General features: G+C 30.0%; 20 protein-coding genes, 1 tRNA gene and 1 pseudogene. 13 read left to right on the top strand and 9 right to left on the bottom strand.

Going from position 1 to position 20,322, the window contains the following annotated elements; translation table 11 throughout:
* Window position 1 precedes the first annotated feature (1 nt).
* The 7 genes from LBD57_RS02585 (at window position 2) to LBD57_RS02555 (ending at window position 4,874) form a co-directional block, all read left to right on the top strand.
* Window positions 2-592 (top strand): XTP/dITP diphosphatase, encoded by a 591-nt coding sequence (locus LBD57_RS02585; RefSeq protein WP_373469783.1) that lies wholly within the window; start codon window positions 2-4, stop codon window positions 590-592.
* A gap of 6 nt (window positions 593-598) precedes the next feature.
* Window positions 599-672: transfer RNA gene (locus LBD57_RS02580), tRNA-Pro, on the top strand.
* Between the two features lie 178 nt (window positions 673-850).
* The gene (locus LBD57_RS02575) at window positions 851-1,864 is read left to right on the top strand and encodes a glycosyltransferase family 8 protein (protein WP_373469782.1); all 1,014 of its coding nucleotides are present in this window, start codon (window positions 851-853) and stop codon (window positions 1,862-1,864) included.
* A gap of 68 nt (window positions 1,865-1,932) precedes the next feature.
* Window positions 1,933-3,150 carry a hypothetical protein gene (locus tag LBD57_RS02570; protein ID WP_373469781.1) on the top strand — a complete coding sequence of 406 codons (1,218 nt, stop codon included), beginning with the start codon at window positions 1,933-1,935 and terminating at the stop codon, window positions 3,148-3,150.
* 95 nt (window positions 3,151-3,245) lie between these two features.
* Window positions 3,246-4,007: a hypothetical protein gene (locus tag LBD57_RS02565; RefSeq protein WP_373469780.1), complete on the top strand. Its 762-nt coding sequence runs from the start codon at window positions 3,246-3,248 to the stop codon at window positions 4,005-4,007.
* A gap of 158 nt (window positions 4,008-4,165) precedes the next feature.
* Window positions 4,166-4,570 (top strand): hypothetical protein, encoded by a 405-nt coding sequence (locus tag LBD57_RS02560; RefSeq protein WP_373469779.1) that lies wholly within the window; start codon window positions 4,166-4,168, stop codon window positions 4,568-4,570.
* 64 nt (window positions 4,571-4,634) lie between these two features.
* Window positions 4,635-4,874, top strand: coding sequence for a hypothetical protein (locus LBD57_RS02555; protein ID WP_373469778.1), 240 nt, complete (start codon window positions 4,635-4,637; stop codon window positions 4,872-4,874).
* Window positions 4,875-5,054: 180 nt separating this feature from the next.
* On the opposite strand, the gene LBD57_RS02550 is transcribed toward LBD57_RS02555, so the two are convergent.
* From LBD57_RS02550 to LBD57_RS02515, 8 genes and pseudogenes are all read right to left on the bottom strand, one after another.
* Window positions 5,055-5,354, bottom strand: coding sequence for a YbaB/EbfC family nucleoid-associated protein (locus LBD57_RS02550; RefSeq protein WP_373469777.1), 300 nt, complete (start codon window positions 5,352-5,354; stop codon window positions 5,055-5,057).
* Window positions 5,355-5,561, bottom strand: coding sequence for a hypothetical protein (locus tag LBD57_RS02545; protein WP_373469776.1), 207 nt, complete (start codon window positions 5,559-5,561; stop codon window positions 5,355-5,357).
* Window positions 5,548-5,745, bottom strand: coding sequence for a hypothetical protein (locus LBD57_RS02540; protein WP_373469775.1), 198 nt, complete (start codon window positions 5,743-5,745; stop codon window positions 5,548-5,550). Before LBD57_RS02540 ends, LBD57_RS02545 begins: the two co-directional genes overlap by 14 nt.
* Window positions 5,745-7,079 carry an NlpC/P60 family protein gene (locus LBD57_RS02535; protein ID WP_373469774.1) on the bottom strand — a complete coding sequence of 445 codons (1,335 nt, stop codon included), beginning with the start codon at window positions 7,077-7,079 and terminating at the stop codon, window positions 5,745-5,747. The genes LBD57_RS02540 and LBD57_RS02535 overlap by 1 nt, the downstream gene beginning before the upstream one ends.
* The gene (locus LBD57_RS02530) at window positions 7,076-8,023 is read right to left on the bottom strand and encodes a biotin--[acetyl-CoA-carboxylase] ligase (RefSeq protein WP_373469773.1); all 948 of its coding nucleotides are present in this window, start codon (window positions 8,021-8,023) and stop codon (window positions 7,076-7,078) included. Before LBD57_RS02530 ends, LBD57_RS02535 begins: the two co-directional genes overlap by 4 nt.
* Window positions 8,020-8,865 carry a carboxylating nicotinate-nucleotide diphosphorylase gene (gene nadC, locus LBD57_RS02525; RefSeq protein WP_373469772.1) on the bottom strand — a complete coding sequence of 282 codons (846 nt, stop codon included), beginning with the start codon at window positions 8,863-8,865 and terminating at the stop codon, window positions 8,020-8,022. Before nadC ends, LBD57_RS02530 begins: the two co-directional genes overlap by 4 nt.
* 5 nt (window positions 8,866-8,870) lie before the next feature.
* Complete coding sequence (locus LBD57_RS02520; protein WP_373469771.1) at window positions 8,871-9,380, bottom strand: DJ-1/PfpI family protein; 510 nt, start codon at window positions 9,378-9,380, stop codon at window positions 8,871-8,873.
* Window positions 9,377-9,894: pseudogene (locus tag LBD57_RS02515) on the bottom strand (peptidylprolyl isomerase). The gene LBD57_RS02520 and the pseudogene LBD57_RS02515 overlap by 4 nt, the downstream one beginning before the upstream one ends.
* A gap of 406 nt (window positions 9,895-10,300) precedes the next feature.
* Here LBD57_RS02515 and LBD57_RS02510 point away from each other — a divergent pair.
* On the top strand, window positions 10,301-11,470 hold the full coding sequence (locus tag LBD57_RS02510; protein ID WP_373469770.1) for an ATP-binding protein: 1,170 nt from the start codon (window positions 10,301-10,303) through the stop codon (window positions 11,468-11,470).
* Between the two features lie 103 nt (window positions 11,471-11,573).
* On the opposite strand, the gene LBD57_RS02505 is transcribed toward LBD57_RS02510, so the two are convergent.
* A complete protein-coding gene (locus LBD57_RS02505) occupies window positions 11,574-12,377 on the bottom strand; it encodes an SDR family NAD(P)-dependent oxidoreductase (protein ID WP_373469769.1) in 804 nt (267 codons plus the stop codon).
* Window positions 12,378-13,032: 655 nt separating this feature from the next.
* Between LBD57_RS02505 and mutL the strand changes: the two genes are divergently transcribed.
* From mutL to LBD57_RS02480, 5 genes are read left to right on the top strand one after another with little or no spacing between them, the layout of a single operon-like run.
* A complete protein-coding gene (mutL, locus tag LBD57_RS02500; RefSeq protein ID WP_373469768.1) occupies window positions 13,033-14,832 on the top strand; it encodes a DNA mismatch repair endonuclease MutL in 1,800 nt (599 codons plus the stop codon).
* Window positions 14,832-15,734 carry a tRNA (adenosine(37)-N6)-dimethylallyltransferase MiaA gene (gene miaA, locus LBD57_RS02495; RefSeq protein ID WP_373469767.1) on the top strand — a complete coding sequence of 301 codons (903 nt, stop codon included), beginning with the start codon at window positions 14,832-14,834 and terminating at the stop codon, window positions 15,732-15,734. The genes mutL and miaA overlap by 1 nt, the downstream gene beginning before the upstream one ends.
* Entirely contained in the window at window positions 15,724-17,256 is a 1,533-nt protein-coding gene (gene murJ, locus LBD57_RS02490) for a murein biosynthesis integral membrane protein MurJ (RefSeq protein WP_373469766.1), read from the top strand. The genes miaA and murJ overlap by 11 nt, the downstream gene beginning before the upstream one ends.
* A 10-nt stretch (window positions 17,257-17,266) precedes the next feature.
* Entirely contained in the window at window positions 17,267-18,571 is a 1,305-nt protein-coding gene (locus tag LBD57_RS02485; RefSeq protein ID WP_373469765.1) for a GIY-YIG nuclease family protein, read from the top strand.
* A 6-nt stretch (window positions 18,572-18,577) separates the two neighbouring features.
* Window positions 18,578-18,901, top strand: coding sequence for a methylated-DNA--[protein]-cysteine S-methyltransferase (locus tag LBD57_RS02480; RefSeq protein ID WP_373469764.1), 324 nt, complete (start codon window positions 18,578-18,580; stop codon window positions 18,899-18,901).
* Window positions 18,902-20,322: the final 1,421 nt, after the last annotated feature.

Below are 20,322 nucleotides of genomic sequence, written 5' to 3'. Positions count from 1 at the left end.
GATGAAGAAAATAGTAGTAGCTACGACTAGTAAATATAAACAAGAAGAAATAAAATCATTGTTAAAAGATTTAGATATTGAAGTTATATCTATGACATCTTTTAAAGAATATCCGAAAACTATAGAAAACGGTAAAACTCTCCAAGAAAATGCAATAAAGAAAGCCAAAGAAGCTGCGAAATTTTTTAATAGTTGGGTTATAGCTGACGATACAGGATTAGAAGTTGACTATCTAAATGGAGAGCCAGGAGTTTTAACTGCAAGATATGCAGGTGAGCACTGCAATTTTGCAGATAATATAAAGAAGTTATTAAATGCTTTAATAGATGTTCCATTTGAAAAAAGAACTGCACGGTTTAGAACAGTTATTGCAATTGCCAGTCCTACTGGGCAGATATACTTGTCAAAAGGTGAAATATATGGTATAATTAATTATCTTGAAAGCGGAGCATATAATTTTGGATATGATCCGGTTTTTTATGTCCCAGAATACAATAAAACTTTTGCAGAGTTGACATCTGATATAAAAAATACAATAAGCCATAGGGCCAAAGCTTTGCAAAAAGCCAAAATGATTCTTAAACAATTGTAGTTAAATCGGGAAGTAGCGTAATTGGCTATCGCGCCTGCTTTGGGAGCAGGAGGTTGTGGGTTCAAGTCCCGCCTTCCCGATGTTATTGAATTTTTGTAGTTGATGTACTATCTCGTATTGGTAATGTTTCGATGACAAACAACAAACAACAAACAACAAACAACAAACAACAAACAACAAACAACAAACAACAAACAACAAACAACAAACAACAAACAACAAGAATACCTAATTAATAACTTACTAGATAGTTTAGTATTGGTTGACGTAGCCTTTTGTTTTGATGAAAATCAATTTATACAGGCAATGGTGGCTATTAGTAGCCTATTGTACAATGCAAATAAAACAACAAGATATAAATTATATTTAATTTGTCCAGATGGGGCATATCGAACAGAAATTGTAGAATATTTAAATTCACTAACCTATGATTTTGAATATAAAATTGTTGATGTGGCTTTGAACTTGTTTAGTGAAGGTTGCTGGTGGGGAAATAATTATTGGTCGAAAGCAATATTTTATCGATTGCAGTTACCAACTTTACTCCCGGACATCAAAAAAATCATTTATGCTGATTCTGATACTATATTCCTAGATGATATATCTGCTCTAATGTCTATTAATATAGAAGAAAAGTTACTACTAGGTGTGAAAGATACTGCAAATCTTAAAGAAGAAATTTCTAGAAGAAAAATACCAATAGATGGAAACTATATTTGTTCTGGTTTTGTGGTAATGAATCTTGAATTAATGCGAGAGTTAGATTTAATGACTAAATGGGAACATCTTTGTGTTAATAAGTATCACTTTCCAGATCAAGATATTATAAACTTAACATGTAAAGATAAAATTGGTTTTCTCCCACCTAAATATAATTCATACTTAGTAAAATCTCATCCCTTTATTCAGAAAATGATAGATGAGCAAATATGGTCAAAAGAAGAAGTTAATCAAATGCTTTATAATCCTATTGTGTACCATTTTGTTGGTTGGGATAAACCTTGGAAAATCCGTAGAGAAAATAGAATTATGGATATTTTATGGTGGAAATACGCCAAAATGACTCCATATTTTGAGATCTTAAATCAAGATTATATAACTACTTATATGCGGTGGGAAACAAATAGGTTTAGTGTACTATTTAACAGAAAAATAAAACTGTTCGATAAAATCCCTATTATATTTTTAAAGTATAGAGATAATAAATTGGTCTGGTATTTATTTAAAATATTTCCTTTGTGGTCAATAAAGAAGATGGATATAAGGAAATAATTACAGTTCCTAAATGGCTAAAGCTTTACAAATAATAGGAGATATATTTTGGATAAATTAAAGAAGTTGTGTGTTGTAGCTACAATACTCCTGAATGTATTTTAATAATAACATTGATATTTCTGTTTAATAAAAAACCAATAGAGAAAAATGAACAATATCCTTTACATTCTATTGTACAGACTAGTTTTAAAAAGTATATATTAAATGCTGACATGCCAAAAGTAATAGAAAAATTAAAATCAGGGCTTGATGAATTATCTATAAAAGAAAAGAGAAGGAGAGGGTGTTGTATGGACTTTCCAGTTGATATTGTGTATTTGTGGTCATCTGGTTCTGAAACCAGACTACGTTTGTTTCAAGACTATGTTTCAAAGGAAAAGAGCAAAGAAATCGCAAAATGTGAGCAAAATTTTTCACTAGCGAGAGTATTGCAGAACGATGAAATAAAATATGCATTGCGCTCTATAGCAAAAAATATGAATTGGGTCAGAAATATTTATATTATAATTGATGACAATGAATATCCGCAATGGCTGAACATATCTAATTCTCGTATAAAATTAGTAAATACGAGTGATATAATTGATAAACAATACCTTCCTGTATTTAATTCCAACCTGATAGAAGGAAATGTTTATAAAATCAAAGGATTGTCAGAGCAATTTTTGATGTCATGTGATGATTGTCTGGTTATGCTACCAACAGACAAAAATTTTTTCTTTGACGAATACAAACGACCTATTTACAGGATCAAACCGTATGAGTCTAGAAAAGACAATCCTTACAAATTACATATTAATTTTTGTAACCAAATGGCGTATTTGGCTACTGGCAAAGAGTGGCCGGATCTTGTAACGACATATCATGGAATACAGCCACATTCATTGAAATCAATTACAAAAACTATAACAAATTCATTTTTAACTCCGTATTATAAACTGATGTTAAGTCATAGATTTAGAAAAACAACAGATATGGATCATCTGTTATTTGCCTTGGTTGGCGAATCAAGGGGAGAATATTGGGTGAAACATTCTGCGATTCACGAATATATTAAAAGCAAAAGCAAGGAACAAAATTGGATTAAAAATGTAGATTGGACTGGCGATATCCGTATGATTATAAATAAAGATATTCATTGGTATAAGAAAATAAACGGTGTTCGCCAAATATCAATCGATGCATATGATAAAAATGATATTACAGGATTAGAAAGTTATAATGAAATCCAAAAACATTTTATGAATGAATGGTTCCCCGAAAAATCTGAATTTGAGATTTAGAAAATATTTTTTACAGCTTACTTGCCCGGGCAACAGAGAAAACCCCTTTTACTTTAATTTGGTCTAAATTTTGGAGGAAGGTCACAAGGGGTTTTATGAAAAAATCATTTTTCGGAAATATATCATTTTTTTACCAAAAACCGCTGTACATCCTTGCAGTGATAATTTTTATTCAGATTTTGTCTATTTTCTATTATAGCACTAAAAAAAAAGATTTGTGTGGTGATGAATTTGTATCGTTAAGAATACATATAGGATTTAAAGTACGTGACGTTTTTCGTTGTTATGAACCAATAACTTCATATGAATTTGAAAAGTCTCTCAAAGTCTCAAAAGATGGAAGATTTAATTACAGTCGTGTTTATAGAAATTCCAAACTAGATACAGGAGTTCCTCCACTATACTATCTTGTACTCTACACAGCCCAAAGTATCTACTCTTTATTCTCAACCTCCTTCAGTATGTACCCAGGGTTTATTTTAAACACTCTTTTCTTTGTGTTAGCCAGTTATATATTGTATTTTTTATCGTGTTTTATTCTCGAACCGGATCTGGCTTTGCTGCCCAATTTGCTGTGGGGGTTTAGTGCAGGTGCAATAAACAGCGTACTTTGTTTAAGAATGTATATCTTAGCTACCGCTTTTTATCTTCTTTTACTTTATTGTATTTTTACTATTGTGCGCAATAAAAATGCAGTCTTAAAGGATTATCTTTTTCTTAGTCTTACAATTTATTTTGGCGTTCTAACACACTATCATTTCGTTGTCTGGGCATCTCTTGTGCTAATATTTTTTTTACAAGTGTATCTATCTTATCAATTCAAATGGTTATCCTCAAGTCGTTTATCTCAATTTTAACAGGCGCTATTTTGCCTTTTCCTATCTTGTCTAACCCATTTAACAGTATACATAAAAAATGGTTAGACAAGCAGAGTTTTGATTTTGAAAAATTTAAAAGTTTATGCAAATTTTTTAATCTTTATACAGAGGGCTTCTTTCTTATTGATACAAAAATTGTGATTTTATTATTATTATTTTTGGGTTCATTAGCTTATATAAAAATATTTCTTTCTAACGATCCATTCTATATGAGCCAAAAAGAACCAGTTCATTTAACACCAACTCAGTTTAAGTTTAATGATAAAACATTTTATGTTTTTTGTACAGCTTTAAGTTTTCTCTTTATTATCATTGTGGCTTTTACTTCGCAATATAAAAACATTCGTTATATTTGGCCTGTAGCTCCCATAAGTATAATTTTTGTTTTATTTTTGATTAAACTTTTGATAGATGTATGTTTTAAGTTTTCAGTAAAGATAAAGCGGATAATTTTTATTTTGACGACTATTTTTTGTAATCTCAGGCTTTACGACAGGAAAGAAGTTTATACGATTTTATCAACACGAAAACTTAAAGTATGATTATGTGAATAATGTCGTATGTGTATCGCGTCAGATCCACCTCTTCAATAGTCTTATCTATAGATTGTCATTTTTTAATCAATCTACAATTTTTGCTGATATTGAAGATAAGCAGAGGTTTTCCATAATTTTAAATAATTTTCAAAAAGAAAAAGAAGCTGTAATAATTATTGCACAACAGTCTGGCAAGAAATATAATTATAGAGTGTTTCAGTTAATAAAGCAATACGGCTGGAAGAAAGGAAAGCTACTATTCAAAAAAGATAAGAGTGAAGCTTACATTATGCAATATATAGGTGCATAGTAAAGTTACTTTGAAAAATTACACTTTAACGGTTTATAAATTATAGACTCCCTTCTCCTGACTTGACCGATAAAAGGGAAAAAGGAAGGATTGGGGGGAACTCTAATACTCAAGTCAGGTGCTATCACTGTGCGTTAAAATCCCACTATTTATAAGAATTAAAAATTTTAATAAGCACAGTTAATTTAAACCAGGGATTTTTAAACCACCTGTTAAACTTTTGGCTTCTTCGGCCATTACTTTTTGAGCTTTTTCTCCAGCTTCTTGGAAAGCTGCAAGAATACGTTTTTCTATCTTCTCTTTTTTTTCTTGAAGTAAATCTTCAGGAATGTTTAAGCTTAAAAATTCATTTTTTGCATTAGCTTGGATTTTTATACCTTTATTTTCAACTTCTATAATTTTAGCTTTTAATTTTTTATCCATTTCGCTTAGCTTGCTTCTCATAGACAGGGCTTCTTTTGCCATTTTAAATAGTTCCATCTAAAGTCTCCTTTTATTTTTTTGTAAATTTTTTTTATCTAATATTATTAAAACTCTTACTAAGGTAGCAAGTATTGCCCAAATGCAAATAAGAATCCAACCTAAAATAATAAACTCTTTATAAAGTAGATATATACCTATAACTCCACAAGTAGTGGAAACTAAAAGCATATATTTATAAAGGGTTGCTTTTTTATTTTGATCCATTCTTTTCTACCTTCTTTGATTGTTTGTAAGCTTTTAGGATTATAGCATAAAATGTTAAATTTAAGACTAATAGAACAAAAGCTGTAGCAATTGCAGCATATAAACTTACAAATATGCCAACAATAAGTCCTGCAAGAATATCTAAAATAAAAAGAATATAAAAAAATGTTTTAATTTTTGTCATTATTCTACCACATTCATCAAAGTTACCCTTTCAAGTAGAGATTTATTTTTGGACTTATCTCCTAAGTTGAGGTCTGTTATGGCAACTTTGTTTAGTATATGTATTTTATTATCTTTACCTAAGCATCCTCTGATTGAATGTATTACATAAGGATCTTGGCCTAAATATCCTAAATACAACATGATGTGTCCAGGAAGATATAGAAGTGTTATTCCGGGTATACCTTGTGAAATTATTGTTTTTGCTTTTAAGTTTCTATTTTGAATATTTATTTCAATAGAATCTTTAATACTAATCTGTTGTTTTGAGTTTCGAGGTAACTTAATTCCAAAACATGAAAAAACTTGTCTTATAAAACCAGAACAATCAGTATATCCATAATTATCACCCCAATCATAAGGAGCATCTATTTGTTTAAAAGCTTGGATAATTATATTTCGTTGCGTGTACGGTAAAAATCCCAAAGATATGTCTGACTTTTTTACATAATAATACATGAATTCTAAGTTGTTATTAGAAAAATTTTTATCTTTTTTAACAGGTATTTTGACTTCTACAATAGCACCTTTTATTTTTGAAATAAATAAAATAGCGCCCATTTTTACATTGTCGTAAAAATGAGTTAGAGAAGTATCTTTATAAATATCTGTAAATCTAGAAGTAACTACAGCAATATTTTTATTGTTAATGTAATCGGAAATAGCTTGCTTTGAAGCAAAAATTAACTGATCTGCTCTTATCCATCCTTCTGATATTTCAGAAACCACATAATACCATTGGTTATCTCTGGTGGAGTATAGAACAGCTAGTGGAGAACAAGGATTAAGATGAGTACAAGACAATCTGTTTAAATCTAAAGTATCTAAGGACGAACTGAGAGGAACATCTGTTGGCAGTGCTTTAAGTCTTGCATATCCAATACTTAAAGCAAATCCTAGATTTGTATGAGCATTAAAATCTATATTATTTTCTAGGGTTTTAAAAAATTTTAATCCCACTTGTTTTAAAGAAGTAGGATAGTAGTATTTTAAAGTCGTTTTAAAGTTGTTTGTGTAATCTATATTAGTACGTTTTTTCTTTTCTGTGTCTATGTCTATATTTAAAACATCTCTTAGATAAGGTGACGACTCTTGTATTTTTATATTTAAATCTTTTATTTGTTTTTCTGTAAGAATTATTTTATCAGGATTTTGTATTCTTGATATCCAAAATCCTGGTGTTTTCAATTCTCTTGGAATACTAGATGTTACTTCAAAGTGAGGAACAAGCACTTTTTTAGATGAGCAAGAAAAAATGAAAAAACATAAAACTAATAATGTATATTTTACTTTCATTTTTTATACTCCCGCAATGTTCCAGACATTATTTTTTTTAATTCATTTTTAGTATTGAGTATAAGCATTCCATTTTCATCTATACCTAAATTTATGCCAGTTATTGTGTTATAGCCAGTGTCTACAGTTACACATTTGTTTTTATATAAAAGATTGTCATTGTATTCTTTTAGAAATTGTTTAAAATCTTCTTTTTTAAAAGAAGTATATAATTTTTCAAAATTAGTAAAAAATTTACAAATAAATTCTGTTCTGTCTATTTCTTTATTTATGATTTCTTTTAAAGATATGGATATTTTCTTTAAGTCTTTTGGCAATTCATTATTAACATTGATACCAATACCTGCTACAATCCAATTTACAATATCTTGCTCTGCAGACATTTCTATTATTATACCAGCTATTTTTTTATTGTTTATAAGAATATCATTAGGCCATTTTATTTTTGAGTCTACATTGTAGAAATCGAAAGTTTTTTTTAATGCAATACTCAATAGTAAAGCTAGTTTTGCAGATTCTTCAGGGTGTAAAAGTGGTTTTAAAAGTACAGAAAACCACAAACCGCCATTGTTAGAATTCCAAACTTTTTTGATGCGGCCGTATCCGGTTGTTTGTTTTTCTGCAATAACGACTGTTCCTTCATCAAAACCTTTTTGAGCAAGCATTTTTACTGTGGTTTGTGTGGAGGGTAATTCTTTATAATATTTTATAATTTTGCAGACGCTAAGATTTTTGTTTAGCCTAGATTCTATCTCATATTCATTAAAAAAAATCTTATCTTTTATTAACTTATAACCTTTTGCACAAGATTTAATATTATACCCAATTTGTTTTAAGTTTTTTATTTTCTTATGAACTGCTGCTCTAGATATGCTAAGCATAGTCCCTATTTCATTCCCGGAAATATAATTGTTCGAATGTAATATCTTAAGAATTTTTGTCATTTTATTATTACTTCTAAAGATAAATCTAAAGCGCTAACAGAATGAGTAAGCATTCCTACAGAGATTCTGTCAATATCAAGTTTAGAGAAGTTTTTTGCAGTTTTTAAGTTTACTCCTCCGGAAATTTCTATCTCAGGCTTATATTTTGCGTTAGAGGTATCTCTTATAAGTTTAATCATTTTTTTTGTGTTGTTAATAGAAGTATTATCTAACATTATAATATCTGCTTTTGCATCAATAGCTTGTTTTACTTCTTGTATTGTTTCACACTCAATCTCAACAGGGATTTTTTTATATGTTTTTCTAAAGTTTGCTATTCTAGTTGTTAAATCTTTAGTAAGTTTTAAGTGATTATCTTTTATAAGTACCATATCATAAAGTCCCATTCTGTGGTTATGCCCACCACCACACTTTACAGCATACTTTGCAAGCTCTCTATATCCCGGTAGCGTTTTTCTTGTATCATATATTTTTGGTTTACTATCTTTAATGGTTTTTACAAAGAGATTTGTTAAAGTTGCAATTCCAGACAAATATTGTAAAAAATTAAGAGCTATTCTTTCTGCAGCTAAAATTGTTTTAGCTAAACCATAAATTTCTAATATTTTATCGCCAGGTTTAATTTTAGTACCATCTTTTAATTTTAGAGTAACTTTACAGTCTTTATCTATTGTTTTAAATATTTTTACAAAAACATTAACTCCGCAAAGAATTCCAGGTTTTTTAGCAACCAATACAGCGCTAGCTTTTTTGTCATTTGCCACAAACTCTTTTGTAGTAATGTCGTTAAAGACTCCATCTTCTTTTAAAGCAAGTTTAATAAGAGTGTCTATATTTTTCATAAAATTTAGTGTTTTATTGATTTTAAAATAGCTTCGCCAAAATCTTTAGCAATATCAGGACCGTTTGCAGTTATAATCTTTCCGTAAATTTCTAAAGGAGTAGCAGTATATATAGCACCTTTTTCTATTAGAGTATCTTTTCCATCTACAAAAACAGTTGCTTTTTTATCTTTTAAAACTCCTGAATTTGCAAGAATCACGCCCGCAATACATATAGAGGCAACTGTCTTGTTAAGTTTAAAGAATTCTCTTGCTAAATTTAAAGCTTTTTCATTGTCAAAAAATATACTAGATCCTGCTCCACCTATGTATACTATAGCATCAAAGTTATTAGGGTTAATGTCTTCAAGTAAAAGACTACTATTTGCTTTAAATCCAAATTTTCCAATTAATTCGCCTATTTTTGTGCTTGCTGTTACAACTTCAATATTAGCATTTTCAAGCAATTGTTTAGGTTTATAATATTCTTCATCTCTAAATGTGTCTGGAGCAGTTATAAAAACAACTTTTTTCATATAACCCTCTTTATTTCGATTATTATGCTTTTTATTACTATTGGGTCTATAGGTTTATCAGAAGAAAAGTCTACTTCTACCCTAGCTATATTTTTACGACTCCTAAACCTTCTGTAACTTGACCAAAAATTGTATGGTTGCCATTGAGCCATGGAGTAGAGATCTCTGTTGTAAAAAACTGAGAACCATTTGTATCAGGTCCAGCATTTGCCATAGCAATTATTCCGGGCTTATCAAATTTAAGACTAGGATCTATTTCATCCTTAAAATTATATCCAGGGCCACCTATCCCAGATCCTAGAGGATATCCACCTTGTATCATAAATTCTGGTATTACTCTATGAAAAACAAGTCCATCATAAAATTTTTTCTTGATATTTTTGCCAGTTTTTTGATCTGTAAATTCTTTTGTACCACATGCAAGTTCTACAAAATTTGAAACTGTTATAGGGGCACTTTCAGGCAAAAGTTTAATTTTAATTGTTCCTAAAGAAGTCTCAATTATTGCGTTCATTAAAAAGCTCTCCTTAAAATTAGTAAAAGTTATTATACCAAATTTTAAATCAATAATTTGTTGCTAGTAACAAGTAGATTATCTACCTCACAGTTTCTTAAGGATAAGTAAGCAAAGGATATTAGGGAGCAATCAGAAAAAGACTGAGAAATGGAATTAGAAGAAACAGAAATAGTATGAGGGGCAATGACCTTTCAAAAACGAACTCCGTTTTTTATATTTGTCAGTGGTAGTTTCGGTTGCCTATTTTCATTAGATTATAAAAATTAAAAAATTTGTCAAAGGCAATCCTTACACAAATTATAACCCAAAACTTGTGTTTTTGTGAGTTTTGGGTTATAATTAATACATTATGATAAAATGAGAAATATATTTAGAGTATCTACGAAAATTAAAAGACCAAAACTTGATAAAAGTTATTATTGGTATTCGTCGTAGTGGAAAATCTACCTTATTAGATTTATTTCGTGATGAATTGAAATTGCAGGGGGTTAAGGACAAACAAATTCAAAGTTATAATTTTGAAGATCCAGAATTGAACTATGATTTGGATTGGCGAAAGATTTATGAAAAAATCATCGCCAAAATAGTTGCTGACGATCAAAATTACATCTTCCTTGACGAAGTTCAAACTATCCCTAAATTCGAGAAATTGGTTGATGGACTATTTATCAAAAAAAACATTGATGTTTATATCACGGGTTCAAATGCTTTTTTGCTTTCGGGTGAACTTGCTACGCTTTTGACTGGACGTTATATCACAATTCACATTTTGCCGTTTTCTTTTGCGGAATATCGCCAAAGTTTCCTCGATGAACAAAATGAAGATCGTCTCTTTGCCGAATATTTAAACGCTAGTTCGTTTCCCGAAGCGGTCACTCTCTCTCAAAGAGATAAAAATTTGTCAATGAAATATATTAGTGATGTCTATGATACCATATTGAAACGAGATATTTATACACGCTACCAAATACGCAATAAAGTTAATTTTGAACGGGTCTTGAAGTTTATTTGCAATAATATTGGCTCGCCAGTTTCGGCAAACGCTATTGCCGCTGAACTTAATAGAGGTAAAAAAACAGATGAAGCAAAAATAACTCATAATGTGATTGTACGTTGGCTCAGTTATTTGGCGGAATGTTATTTAATTTATCCAGTCAGTCGTTATAATATAAAAGGTAAAAAACTGCTCACAACCAATGACAAATATTATATTGTTGATTTAAGCCTGCGCTCATTACTTTTGGGACGGAAGTCTGATGAGGATTTAGGACATCGTTTAGAAAATATCGTTTATTTAGAATTGCTTCGCAGGTATAATGTTGGGCAAATTTATGTTGGCAAGAAAGATGATAAAGAAGTTGATTTTATTGTCCAATTACCTAATACCGAACGACTTTATATCCAAGTTGCCTACTCCGTAAAAGATAGTAAAACTTTGACTCGTGAATTAGAGTCACTGCGTAAAATTAGGGACAATAACCCAAAAATGCTTTTGACAACTGATTTGGGTTCTAATATTTATTATGGTATTAAACAAATCAATGTTGTTGATTGGCTTTTAGAGACAAAATAGTAAAATAAAAAAAACACCAGACTTGTTGCTTTTAACAAAACTAGTATTCTTATAGTATTAAACAGGCAATGGCCTTTCAAACTGGACAAAAAAATTATTTTACTTAAAGCTCATGTCCTCCAGAAATAATTAGAACCTGACCTGTAATCCATGACGCTTTTTCAGAAGCTAAAAATAAAATCATATTTGCGATATCTTCTGGCGTTCCTAATCTAGCCAATGGAATACTCGGCAGCACTTCTTTTTCTAAAATTTTATTTATCCAAGCGGCTTGAGTCAGCCTAGGTGCAATAGCGTTTATAGTTATTCCTAATTTTTCTACTTCGCAGGCTATGGTTCTTGTTAGTGATTCAATTGCGGCTTTGCTTGCAACGTATATAATTTGATCTGAAAAAGAATGATAGGCATTATCAGAGCTAAAGTTGATAATTTTACCGTTTTGATTTATATATCTTTTAACAAATTCACGAATCATCATAAGAGTTCCTTTTACGTTTACATCAAAAGTTTCGTCAATAGTATTATTTGTTACAGAAAAAATTGTATCTTTATCACTGCCAAAAGCAGCATTGTTTACCAAAATGTTAGCGTTACCGAATTTTTGTTCAGTTTCATCAAAAATTTTTAAAACATCAGCTTGCATTGAAATATCGGATTCAATGATCAAATAATTTTTAGTAATTTCTTTTAATTTTTTTTCGATAGCATCGCAATTTTCAGCATTTAATTTATAATACAAATCTATACCGCTATTTACAAGATTATTTTCATCATAATTACGATGAATAATTTTATAAGTCAAAACAACTTTTGCACCAGCTTTTGCAAATTCTAAAGCTGTTGTAGCTCCTATTCCAAAAGGGTTATTTGCACCAGTGATAATTGCAATGTTATTTTTAAAATTCATATAAATCTTCTAGTTTCATAAATTTTTAATAATATTTTTTATTACCACAATGTTGTTTTAAAACTTTTTTCTAATTCTATTGTAGAAATATCAATTAAAACATTGTCATTATTTTTAGTTAATAATTTTCTGATCCCACGCCCTAAAGGGGATGGCTTCCTATTAACGACAACAGCTAACAGTAAGGTATAATTTTGATTTACTGGAAATTAAAAAAATATCCAAGACCTTTATTACCTGTCTTTTACTGACTGTCTTGCCAGATTATGTTCTTTCTGTATTTGGTGTACCATTCCTACCCACTCTTTTAAGTCTGGGGCTTCCTGGCACCTCTTGTAAAAGAGAAAGTGGAATTAATGATATTGTTTGAAGGAGTGATATATCTAATAGCATAACTTAACAAAGAAAAAGAGCCATATATGTTAGAGTAATTTAAATCATTATAAATGGTAACAGAATTAGAAGAACAGACAAAGGGATTCTTTTAAAAAGACAAAAAGATGTATAATATAAAGGTGTAAACTAGGGGTAAGGATAAAGAAATTGCCGATAGGCATCACATATATAATTTGTAAGTCTAAAAGTGCTTTATTTGCTCTAACAATAAAGTCAGCAAAATAAATCAAAAAGAAAACTATATTTAAGAGAGTTTTTTATGTCTATAAATATTTTGTCTCAAGAAACAATCAATAAAATAGCAGCTGGAGAAGTTGTAGAACGTCCTTTAAGTGTGGTTAAAGAATTAGTAGATAATTCTTTAGATGCACTTTCGTCATCTATAATAGTTGAGATAGAACAATCAGGTAAAAAGCTTATAAGAGTACAAGATGACGGAGTTGGTATGGATAAAAGTGATTTAGAACTTTCAATAGTAAGACACGCTACAAGTAAAATAGCAAATTTTAATGATTTGTTTTATATAAACTCTTTTGGTTTTAGAGGTGAAGCCCTAGCATCTATAGCGGCTATTTCAAATCTTGAAATAAAAACTAGAAGAAGAGGCGATATTTCTGGTTGGAAACTTACAACAAAAGGTGGTAAAGATGTAGAAATTTTACCATCTTCTTTATCTGAAGGGACTATCACCGAAGTTAAAGATTTGTTTTTTAATGTGCCTGTAAGATACAAATTTTTAAAAAGTGATTTCACAGAACGAACAAAAATCCTAAGCACTTTAGAAGAAATAGCTCTTGCAAATAGGGAAGTATCCTTTAAGGTGATTTCTGAAAATAGGGTAATTTTTTCTGCTTTAAAGACAGATAAAACAATTAATAGAATTTCAGATATTTTAGGGGAAAATTTTGCCAACAAATTGCAAAATGTTAATGCTGATTTTGACACTGTGTATATAAGTATATATTTTACCAATAGAGACAATGCACTACAAAATAAAAAGCATCAGTATCTTTTTATAAATTCTAGATCTGTAAATTTTCCGAAATGGCTTATGCACTGCATAAACCTATCTTATAGAGAGTCTATTCCACATGATAAATATCCTGGAATTTTAATTTATATTAATATTAATCCTAGTGAAATTGATGTAAATATTTCTACAACAAAAAGAGAAGTAAAATTTGCAAACGAAAAAGCGATGTATGATATAATTTACAAGATTTTAAAAGATTCTCTAGTTTCGCAATCGTATTCAAGTATTCCTAATATGAACCTAACAAACAATGAAAATCATGAAAATATGAACTTAGAAGTAAGTAGGACAAATATAAATGCTAATGAGAATAAAAACATATTAAATCCTAGTTATGTAAGAGAGCCTAAAATAGAGTATGGAAAATTTTCTTTTTCTAAACAAAACTATAATATTGGCAAGTATGTAAATGTTTTTGCCAGACAAGAATCTTTTTCAATCAACGATAAATTTGATGAAAACATAAAGGTTTTAGGTCAAGTGTTTAATACATATGTAATTGTTGAAAATCAGGAGAATTTATATATTTTTGACCAGCATGCAGCAGCAGAAAGAGTAAAATATGAATTGTATGTTTCTCAAATAAACAATAATTCTATAAAGCAGCAAGCGTTACTTATGCCTGAAAATATAAGTTGTTCTAAAAGTGAAGCAGAAATTATAAAAGCAAATATAAGTCTGTTTAAAGAGATAGGAATAGATATAGATGAATTTGGTGATAACTTTTTTAGAATAACCGCTTATCCTGCGTTATTAGGAGACATGCAGATTGAACCTATTGTAAAAAATGTAATTTTAGATGTAGAAGACTTAAAAAATATAGAAATATCTCAGAAGAGAGATAAAATTATACGTTTTGCATGCAGTGCAAGCATAAAAGCTGGTGACAATATTTCTTTAATAGAAATAAAAAAGTTAGTTAGCGATCTTTTTAAATGTAAATATCCCTTTACTTGTCCTCATGGTAGACCTACAGCATATAAAATTTCACTTAACGATTTAGAAAAATTTTTTAAGAGAAAATAATGAATATTATAGACACCTCTTCTTCAGAAATACCAAATGTACTTGTTATTTCTGGACCAACAGCAAGTGGTAAAACACAAAAGGCTGTTGAATTCTGTAAAAAGTATAATGGTGAAATTATTTCCTGTGATTCAAGGCAAGTTTACAAGTATTTGGATGTAGGTACAAATAAAGAAGGAATTTTGTTAGGAAATGGTGTAAGAGAAATAAACGGTATTTTACAACATTTAACTGATATTGTTGATCCAGACAAAACTTATAGTGCAGAGGAATTTAGAACTCAAGCAGACTTAAAAATAAAAGAAATACAAAATAAAGGCAAAATCCCTGTTGTAGTTGGTGGAACAGGTTTATATATTAAGGCTTTGCTCTATGGCTTAGATGAAATGCCTAAAGCAAACAAAACTTTAAGAGAACAACTAAAAAAACTTTCTCAAGATGAGTTATATTATGAGCTTTCAAAATTAGATCTAGAATCTGCTAAAAAAAATAAATTAAATCCACAAAGACTTCTTAGAGCTTTAGAGATAAATATTATTTCAGGTAAAACTGTAAAAGAACATATTAAACCTAAAAAGAAGCATTATAATTTTAAACATTTTAGTATAGTTTTACCAATAGAAGAGCTTTATGCTAGAATTAATAATCGTTGTAAGCGCATGATAGAAAACGGGATGATAGATGAAACTAGAAAAATTTTAAGTTTGGGGTTTAGTAAAGAATCTCCGTCTTTAAATGGTATAGGTTATAGAGATATTATAAAATATTTATATAAGCAAATTTCTAAAGAAGAAATGCTTTTAGAATTTTCTAAAGATACAAGGCATTATGCTAAACGTCAAAATACTTGGTTTAGGACACAAATTGTTCAAAATGATATAGGGTTTATAAATGGAAAATAAAACTCTTGCTAAACATGCAGGTAAAGCTGCTTTTGGCACAATTTGTTCAAGAATTTTAGGGTATATAAGAGACATGTTTGTTGCAAATTTGTTTGGCGTTGGTATGTTTGCGGATGCTTTTTATGCAGCTTTTAGAATACCTAACCTTTTTAGACGTATGTTTGGAGAAGGGTCATTTTCTGCGGCTTTTATACCTGTTTTTAGTCATTACTTACATACTAAGGATAAAGATGAAACTCAAAATTTTTTAAATGCTATATTTACAGTTTTACTTATTATTCTTATTGTAATCTCTGCTCTTGGCGTGGTTTTTTCTCCTGCACTTACAAAAATGATGGTGTGGGGCTTTTCTGATAATCCAGAAAAAATGCAAATAACAATAGCGCTTACTCGTTTAATGTTTCCTTTTATAGTATTTATATGTTTAGCAGCTTTCCTTTTAGCAATACTTAATACGTTACATTCATTTTTTATACCCGCGCTTGCACCATTATCTTTAAGTGTATCTGAAATCTTTTATATATTGGCTATAGCTCCACTGATTTCTCCAGGGAATCAAATTAAGGGTCTTGCATTGAGCGTTATATTTGGTGGTACTTTACATTTTTTTGTTCAATATCCTAAACTTAAGAATCTTGGTTGGCATTTAAAGTTTAAAATAAATTTAAAGCATCCTGGTGTCAAGCGAGTAGCTTTACTTATGGTACCATCGCTAGTAGGTCTTTCTGTAGATCAAATTAATGCTTTTGTAGATAATATTTGCGCTTCTTTTTTAGGTAATGGTCCCGTATCAGCGTTATATTATTCTAACAGATTAATGCAAATGCCCTTAGCTGTTTTTGGACTTGCTTTTGCAACGGCATCACTTCCTGCGATGTCAAAAGCTTGTGCAGAAAAAGATATTGTAACGCTTAAAAATTCGCTTAATTATTCAATAAGATTTATAATTTTTACTTTAATGCCAGCAGCTGTCGGACTCATGACCATAGGATTGCCTATAGTTAAACTTTTATTTGAACATGGCAAATTTGATGCTTTAGGTTCTATAATGACAAACAAGGCTTTATTTTTTTATTCTTTCGGTCTTCCAGCTTATGCTGCTGCGAAAATCTTTGCAAATGCATTTTATTCTTTTCAAGATACCAAAACTCCCGTAAAAACAGCAATTTGGACTATGATATTACATGTTTTCTTATGTATAGTTTTGATGCGCCCTATGGGTGTAGGAGGACTTGCTTTTGCTACAGCCTTGTCTTCATATTTTAATGTTATAGTTCTTGCTATATGCTTAAAGAAGCGTATAGGAAGTCTTGATTTAAAACAAGTGACGTTTTCTTCATTTAAATCATTAATAGCTTCAATAATTACTGCGGCAGTTGCTTTGAATGCTTGCAAAATTTCTGATAATTTATTTATTTGTGTTCCTGTTGCTATATTTTGTGCAATTCTTGCATTTATTGCATCATCATATATTTTAAAATCTGAAGAATTAAAGACCGTTAAGAGCGTATTTAGCAGGTAAGAAGGTGTAAATGTCTGAGTATAAAAATAAAAAACTTGAACAAGTTCCAAAGCTACCAGGCGTTTATATAATGCGTGATGGAGTAGGAAATATAATTTATATCGGTAAAGCAAAAAGTCTTAAAGATAGATTATCTTCATATTTCAATGCAGATATAGATTCAAAAGCCACATCTATCATAACAGCTATGCGTAAAATAGATTATATTTTATGTACATCAGAAAGAGAGGCACTGATTATTGAAAGACAATTAATAAATAATATAAAACCGTACTTTAATTCTATGTGGAAAGACGATAAGTCTTATCCATATATTAAGTTTTCAGTAGGCGAAGATTTTCCTCGTTTAGTATTTACAAGAAAAAAAATTGAAGACGGTTCTTTATATTTTGGACCATACCCTCAGCTTTTTTATATAAAAAAACTTGTCCGTTGGCTTATTAAGTTTTTTAAAATTCGTCCATGTAAATTAAACTTTACTCATGGGACTCTTCCAGAAGAGAAAAAAGTTAAGTCGTGCATATATTATCATACTGAAATGTGCTATGCGCCATGTATGGGAAAGGTGATGTCAAAAGAGTATAAAAGTAAAATAAAAGATGTGGAATTGTTTTTAAACGGAAAGTTTAAAAAGCTTGAGGAGAAATGGCAGTCTCGTATGTTTACTTTGAGCAGTAATATGCATTATGAAGAAGCTAAAGAAATAAGAGATAGACTCTATGCTCTACAAAACATGTCTGAAAGAGTTATGATAAATGAAATTAGTCAAGATGAAATAAATGAATCTGTTCAAAGAGCAGATAGCATAAATGAATTGAAAAACGTTCTAAGGTTAAAAAATCCTCCTGCTATTATAGAAGGATTTGATAATTCTAATATACAAGGTGCAAATGCTGTTGCTTCTATGGTTAGATTTCACAATGGTATTGCAGACAAAAAAAATTACAGACGTTTTAAGATAAAAACTGTAAAAGGTGCTGATGATTTTGCAACAATGCGAGAGGTTGTTTTTAGAAGATATTCATCGTTAATTAGAAAAAATGAAAAACTTCCGGATTTAATTTTAATAGATGGGGGAAAAGGTCAGCTAAGTGCTGCTGTTAGTGCTTTAGAAGAGCTTCAAGTTAATATTCCTATAATTTCTTTAGCTAAAAAAAATGAAGAAATTTTTTCTCCTTCAAAAGATAAAGCTTTAGTTTTAAGCAAACATTCAGAGGCATTAAAGCTTTTACAATCAATAAGGGACGAATCTCACAGATTTGCGATCACTTATCATCGGCATTTAAGAAGAAAAGAGATGTTCCCAAATAAATAAACGCTTGTGAAAAAGATACCAAAAGATATTATTAAAAAAATGAGTAAATATCCTGACTTTTACAAAAAAGTTTGGATCGCTTGTTTTGATATACCTGCAGGTAAAACAATAACCTATAAACAGCTTGCCGAAAAAATAGGTTCACCAAAAGCTGCAAGAGCTATAGGTACTGCTTTAGCAAAAAATCCTTTTGCTCCTATAATACCTTGCCATAGGGTTATAAGAAGCGATGGAAAGCTTGGTGGTTATTCTGCTCGCGGTGGAATAAAGAAAAAATTAAAAATGATTACATATGAGAAAGAAACAGGAACAGATGCTCCATTGGACTAAAGATACTTAGAGATGCAGTTATGAATATGTCTATAAGATGAAATGTTATTTAACGAATACGGCGATATATCTGTTTTTAAGAGCGTATTAGTAGGTTATTCTAATAATATTTTGTAAATACTTTTTTATATTAATGGTTTGGTTTATCATGGAAAGAAAATTGTAGGCTCTTGTCTTAGAAGAAGAGGCAGTAAAATTATTATTCAAGGGTCAGTTCATGTACACATGTATATTTAGATAGTAATACTGCAGATTTATTTTCAAGGTTGTTTGCCAAAAATTAATTATTTTCTATAGATAAAGGTGTAATGGAAATAACATTAGATGGCCACTATATACGAGAAGTCTTAAGCATAGCTAAAGAAAGATATTTAAATAAGGTCTTGACAAATGGTATAAATCTTGATAAGTATTACTTGTGAGTAAATTGCAAAAATAGAATTTGTTTCAATAAACATACCAAGAAAATGTCTTAATTATTTTACACATAGAAGGTTTAAGTTGATTTCACCTTTTTTTGACTTAAAGCAGTCTCTAAATTATAACTGGAGGTAACTAATGTCAAACTGTCTTAACAAGTTTAACAAGGCCTTTAAAGAGTCCCTCTTCTCTTCTTAACCATAACATTAACTCCTACCATTGCTTTTGCTCAAAATATTGTTATTAATAATGATCTTAATTACGATGTAGCTGGTAACAGTCCAAATACTACTTCTGGCTCTCCTAATTATGGGCAAATAAATTTGAACTCTCCCTGGGATTCAGCTAACTTCTTTAATCCCTCATCTGGCAACTCCATTACTATTAATTACCCTCTCTCAGATTCTCACAAAATCTACGGCTCTGTTAATTTCCCTTTTGCTTCTTCTTCTGTTTCATATGACCAATCCAATGTCCTTCTTAAAGACTCCTTTATCTGTTCTTCTAATTCTCTTACCATTTATAATGATTTAAATCACTCTTCCTTATATGGCTCGGTTTCTTTGTTAAATAATGCTCTTTCCAATATCCTTCCTTCAAATAATATCATTAATTCTACTTTCTCTTGGAGCTTAGCTCCTGGAGCTAAGCTCCCTTTACCAATAACTCTATCAACGTCTCTAGCTTTTCTAATATAAACGAAATCATAGGCGCTTATATAGGCCTTGATACTAATGATGATGATTCTAACCCTGTCACCCTCACCTCTTCTTTTTATCTAGACAACAATTCCATTAACATCTCTTCCTATTGTAATGTATACAACATATCCGCTGCTTTCCTAGACCTATACTCAAACTATAACGCTCTTTATCATCCTAGTACTATCTCTGTTTCCTCTAATTCCATTTCTATTAGTTCTTCTATTTCTAACTGCTACCAAATATCCTTTGCTCTATTATACTTATCCAACTGTGAAGTAGACAATCTTCTCATTAATA

Source organism: Candidatus Endomicrobiellum cubanum (assembly GCF_031278955.1).
Lineage (GTDB): Bacteria > Elusimicrobiota > Endomicrobiia > Endomicrobiales > Endomicrobiaceae > Endomicrobiellum > Endomicrobiellum cubanum.
The sequence above is the reverse complement of the archived record's forward strand: the minus strand, read 5'-3'. Positions and strand labels throughout refer to the sequence as shown.

Coding starts and splice junctions, on each gene's coding strand:
- LBD57_RS02585 (WP_373469783.1), top strand. CDS start 2: ATGAAGAAAATAGTAGTAGCTACGACTAGTAAATATAAACAAGAAGAA.
- LBD57_RS02565 (WP_373469780.1), top strand. CDS start 3,246: ATGAAAAAATCATTTTTCGGAAATATATCATTTTTTTACCAAAAACCG.
- LBD57_RS02550 (WP_373469777.1), bottom strand. CDS start 5,354: ATGGAACTATTTAAAATGGCAAAAGAAGCCCTGTCTATGAGAAGCAAG.
- LBD57_RS02545 (WP_373469776.1), bottom strand. CDS start 5,561: ATGGATCAAAATAAAAAAGCAACCCTTTATAAATATATGCTTTTAGTT.
- LBD57_RS02540 (WP_373469775.1), bottom strand. CDS start 5,745: ATGACAAAAATTAAAACATTTTTTTATATTCTTTTTATTTTAGATATT.
- LBD57_RS02535 (WP_373469774.1), bottom strand. CDS start 7,079: ATGAAAGTAAAATATACATTATTAGTTTTATGTTTTTTCATTTTTTCT.
- LBD57_RS02530 (WP_373469773.1), bottom strand. CDS start 8,023: ATGACAAAAATTCTTAAGATATTACATTCGAACAATTATATTTCCGGG.
- nadC (WP_373469772.1), bottom strand. CDS start 8,865: ATGAAAAATATAGACACTCTTATTAAACTTGCTTTAAAAGAAGATGGA.
- LBD57_RS02520 (WP_373469771.1), bottom strand. CDS start 9,380: ATGAAAAAAGTTGTTTTTATAACTGCTCCAGACACATTTAGAGATGAA.
- LBD57_RS02505 (WP_373469769.1), bottom strand. CDS start 12,377: ATGAATTTTAAAAATAACATTGCAATTATCACTGGTGCAAATAACCCT.
- mutL (WP_373469768.1), top strand. CDS start 13,033: ATGTCTATAAATATTTTGTCTCAAGAAACAATCAATAAAATAGCAGCT.
- miaA (WP_373469767.1), top strand. CDS start 14,832: ATGAATATTATAGACACCTCTTCTTCAGAAATACCAAATGTACTTGTT.
- murJ (WP_373469766.1), top strand. CDS start 15,724: ATGGAAAATAAAACTCTTGCTAAACATGCAGGTAAAGCTGCTTTTGGC.
- LBD57_RS02485 (WP_373469765.1), top strand. CDS start 17,267: ATGTCTGAGTATAAAAATAAAAAACTTGAACAAGTTCCAAAGCTACCA.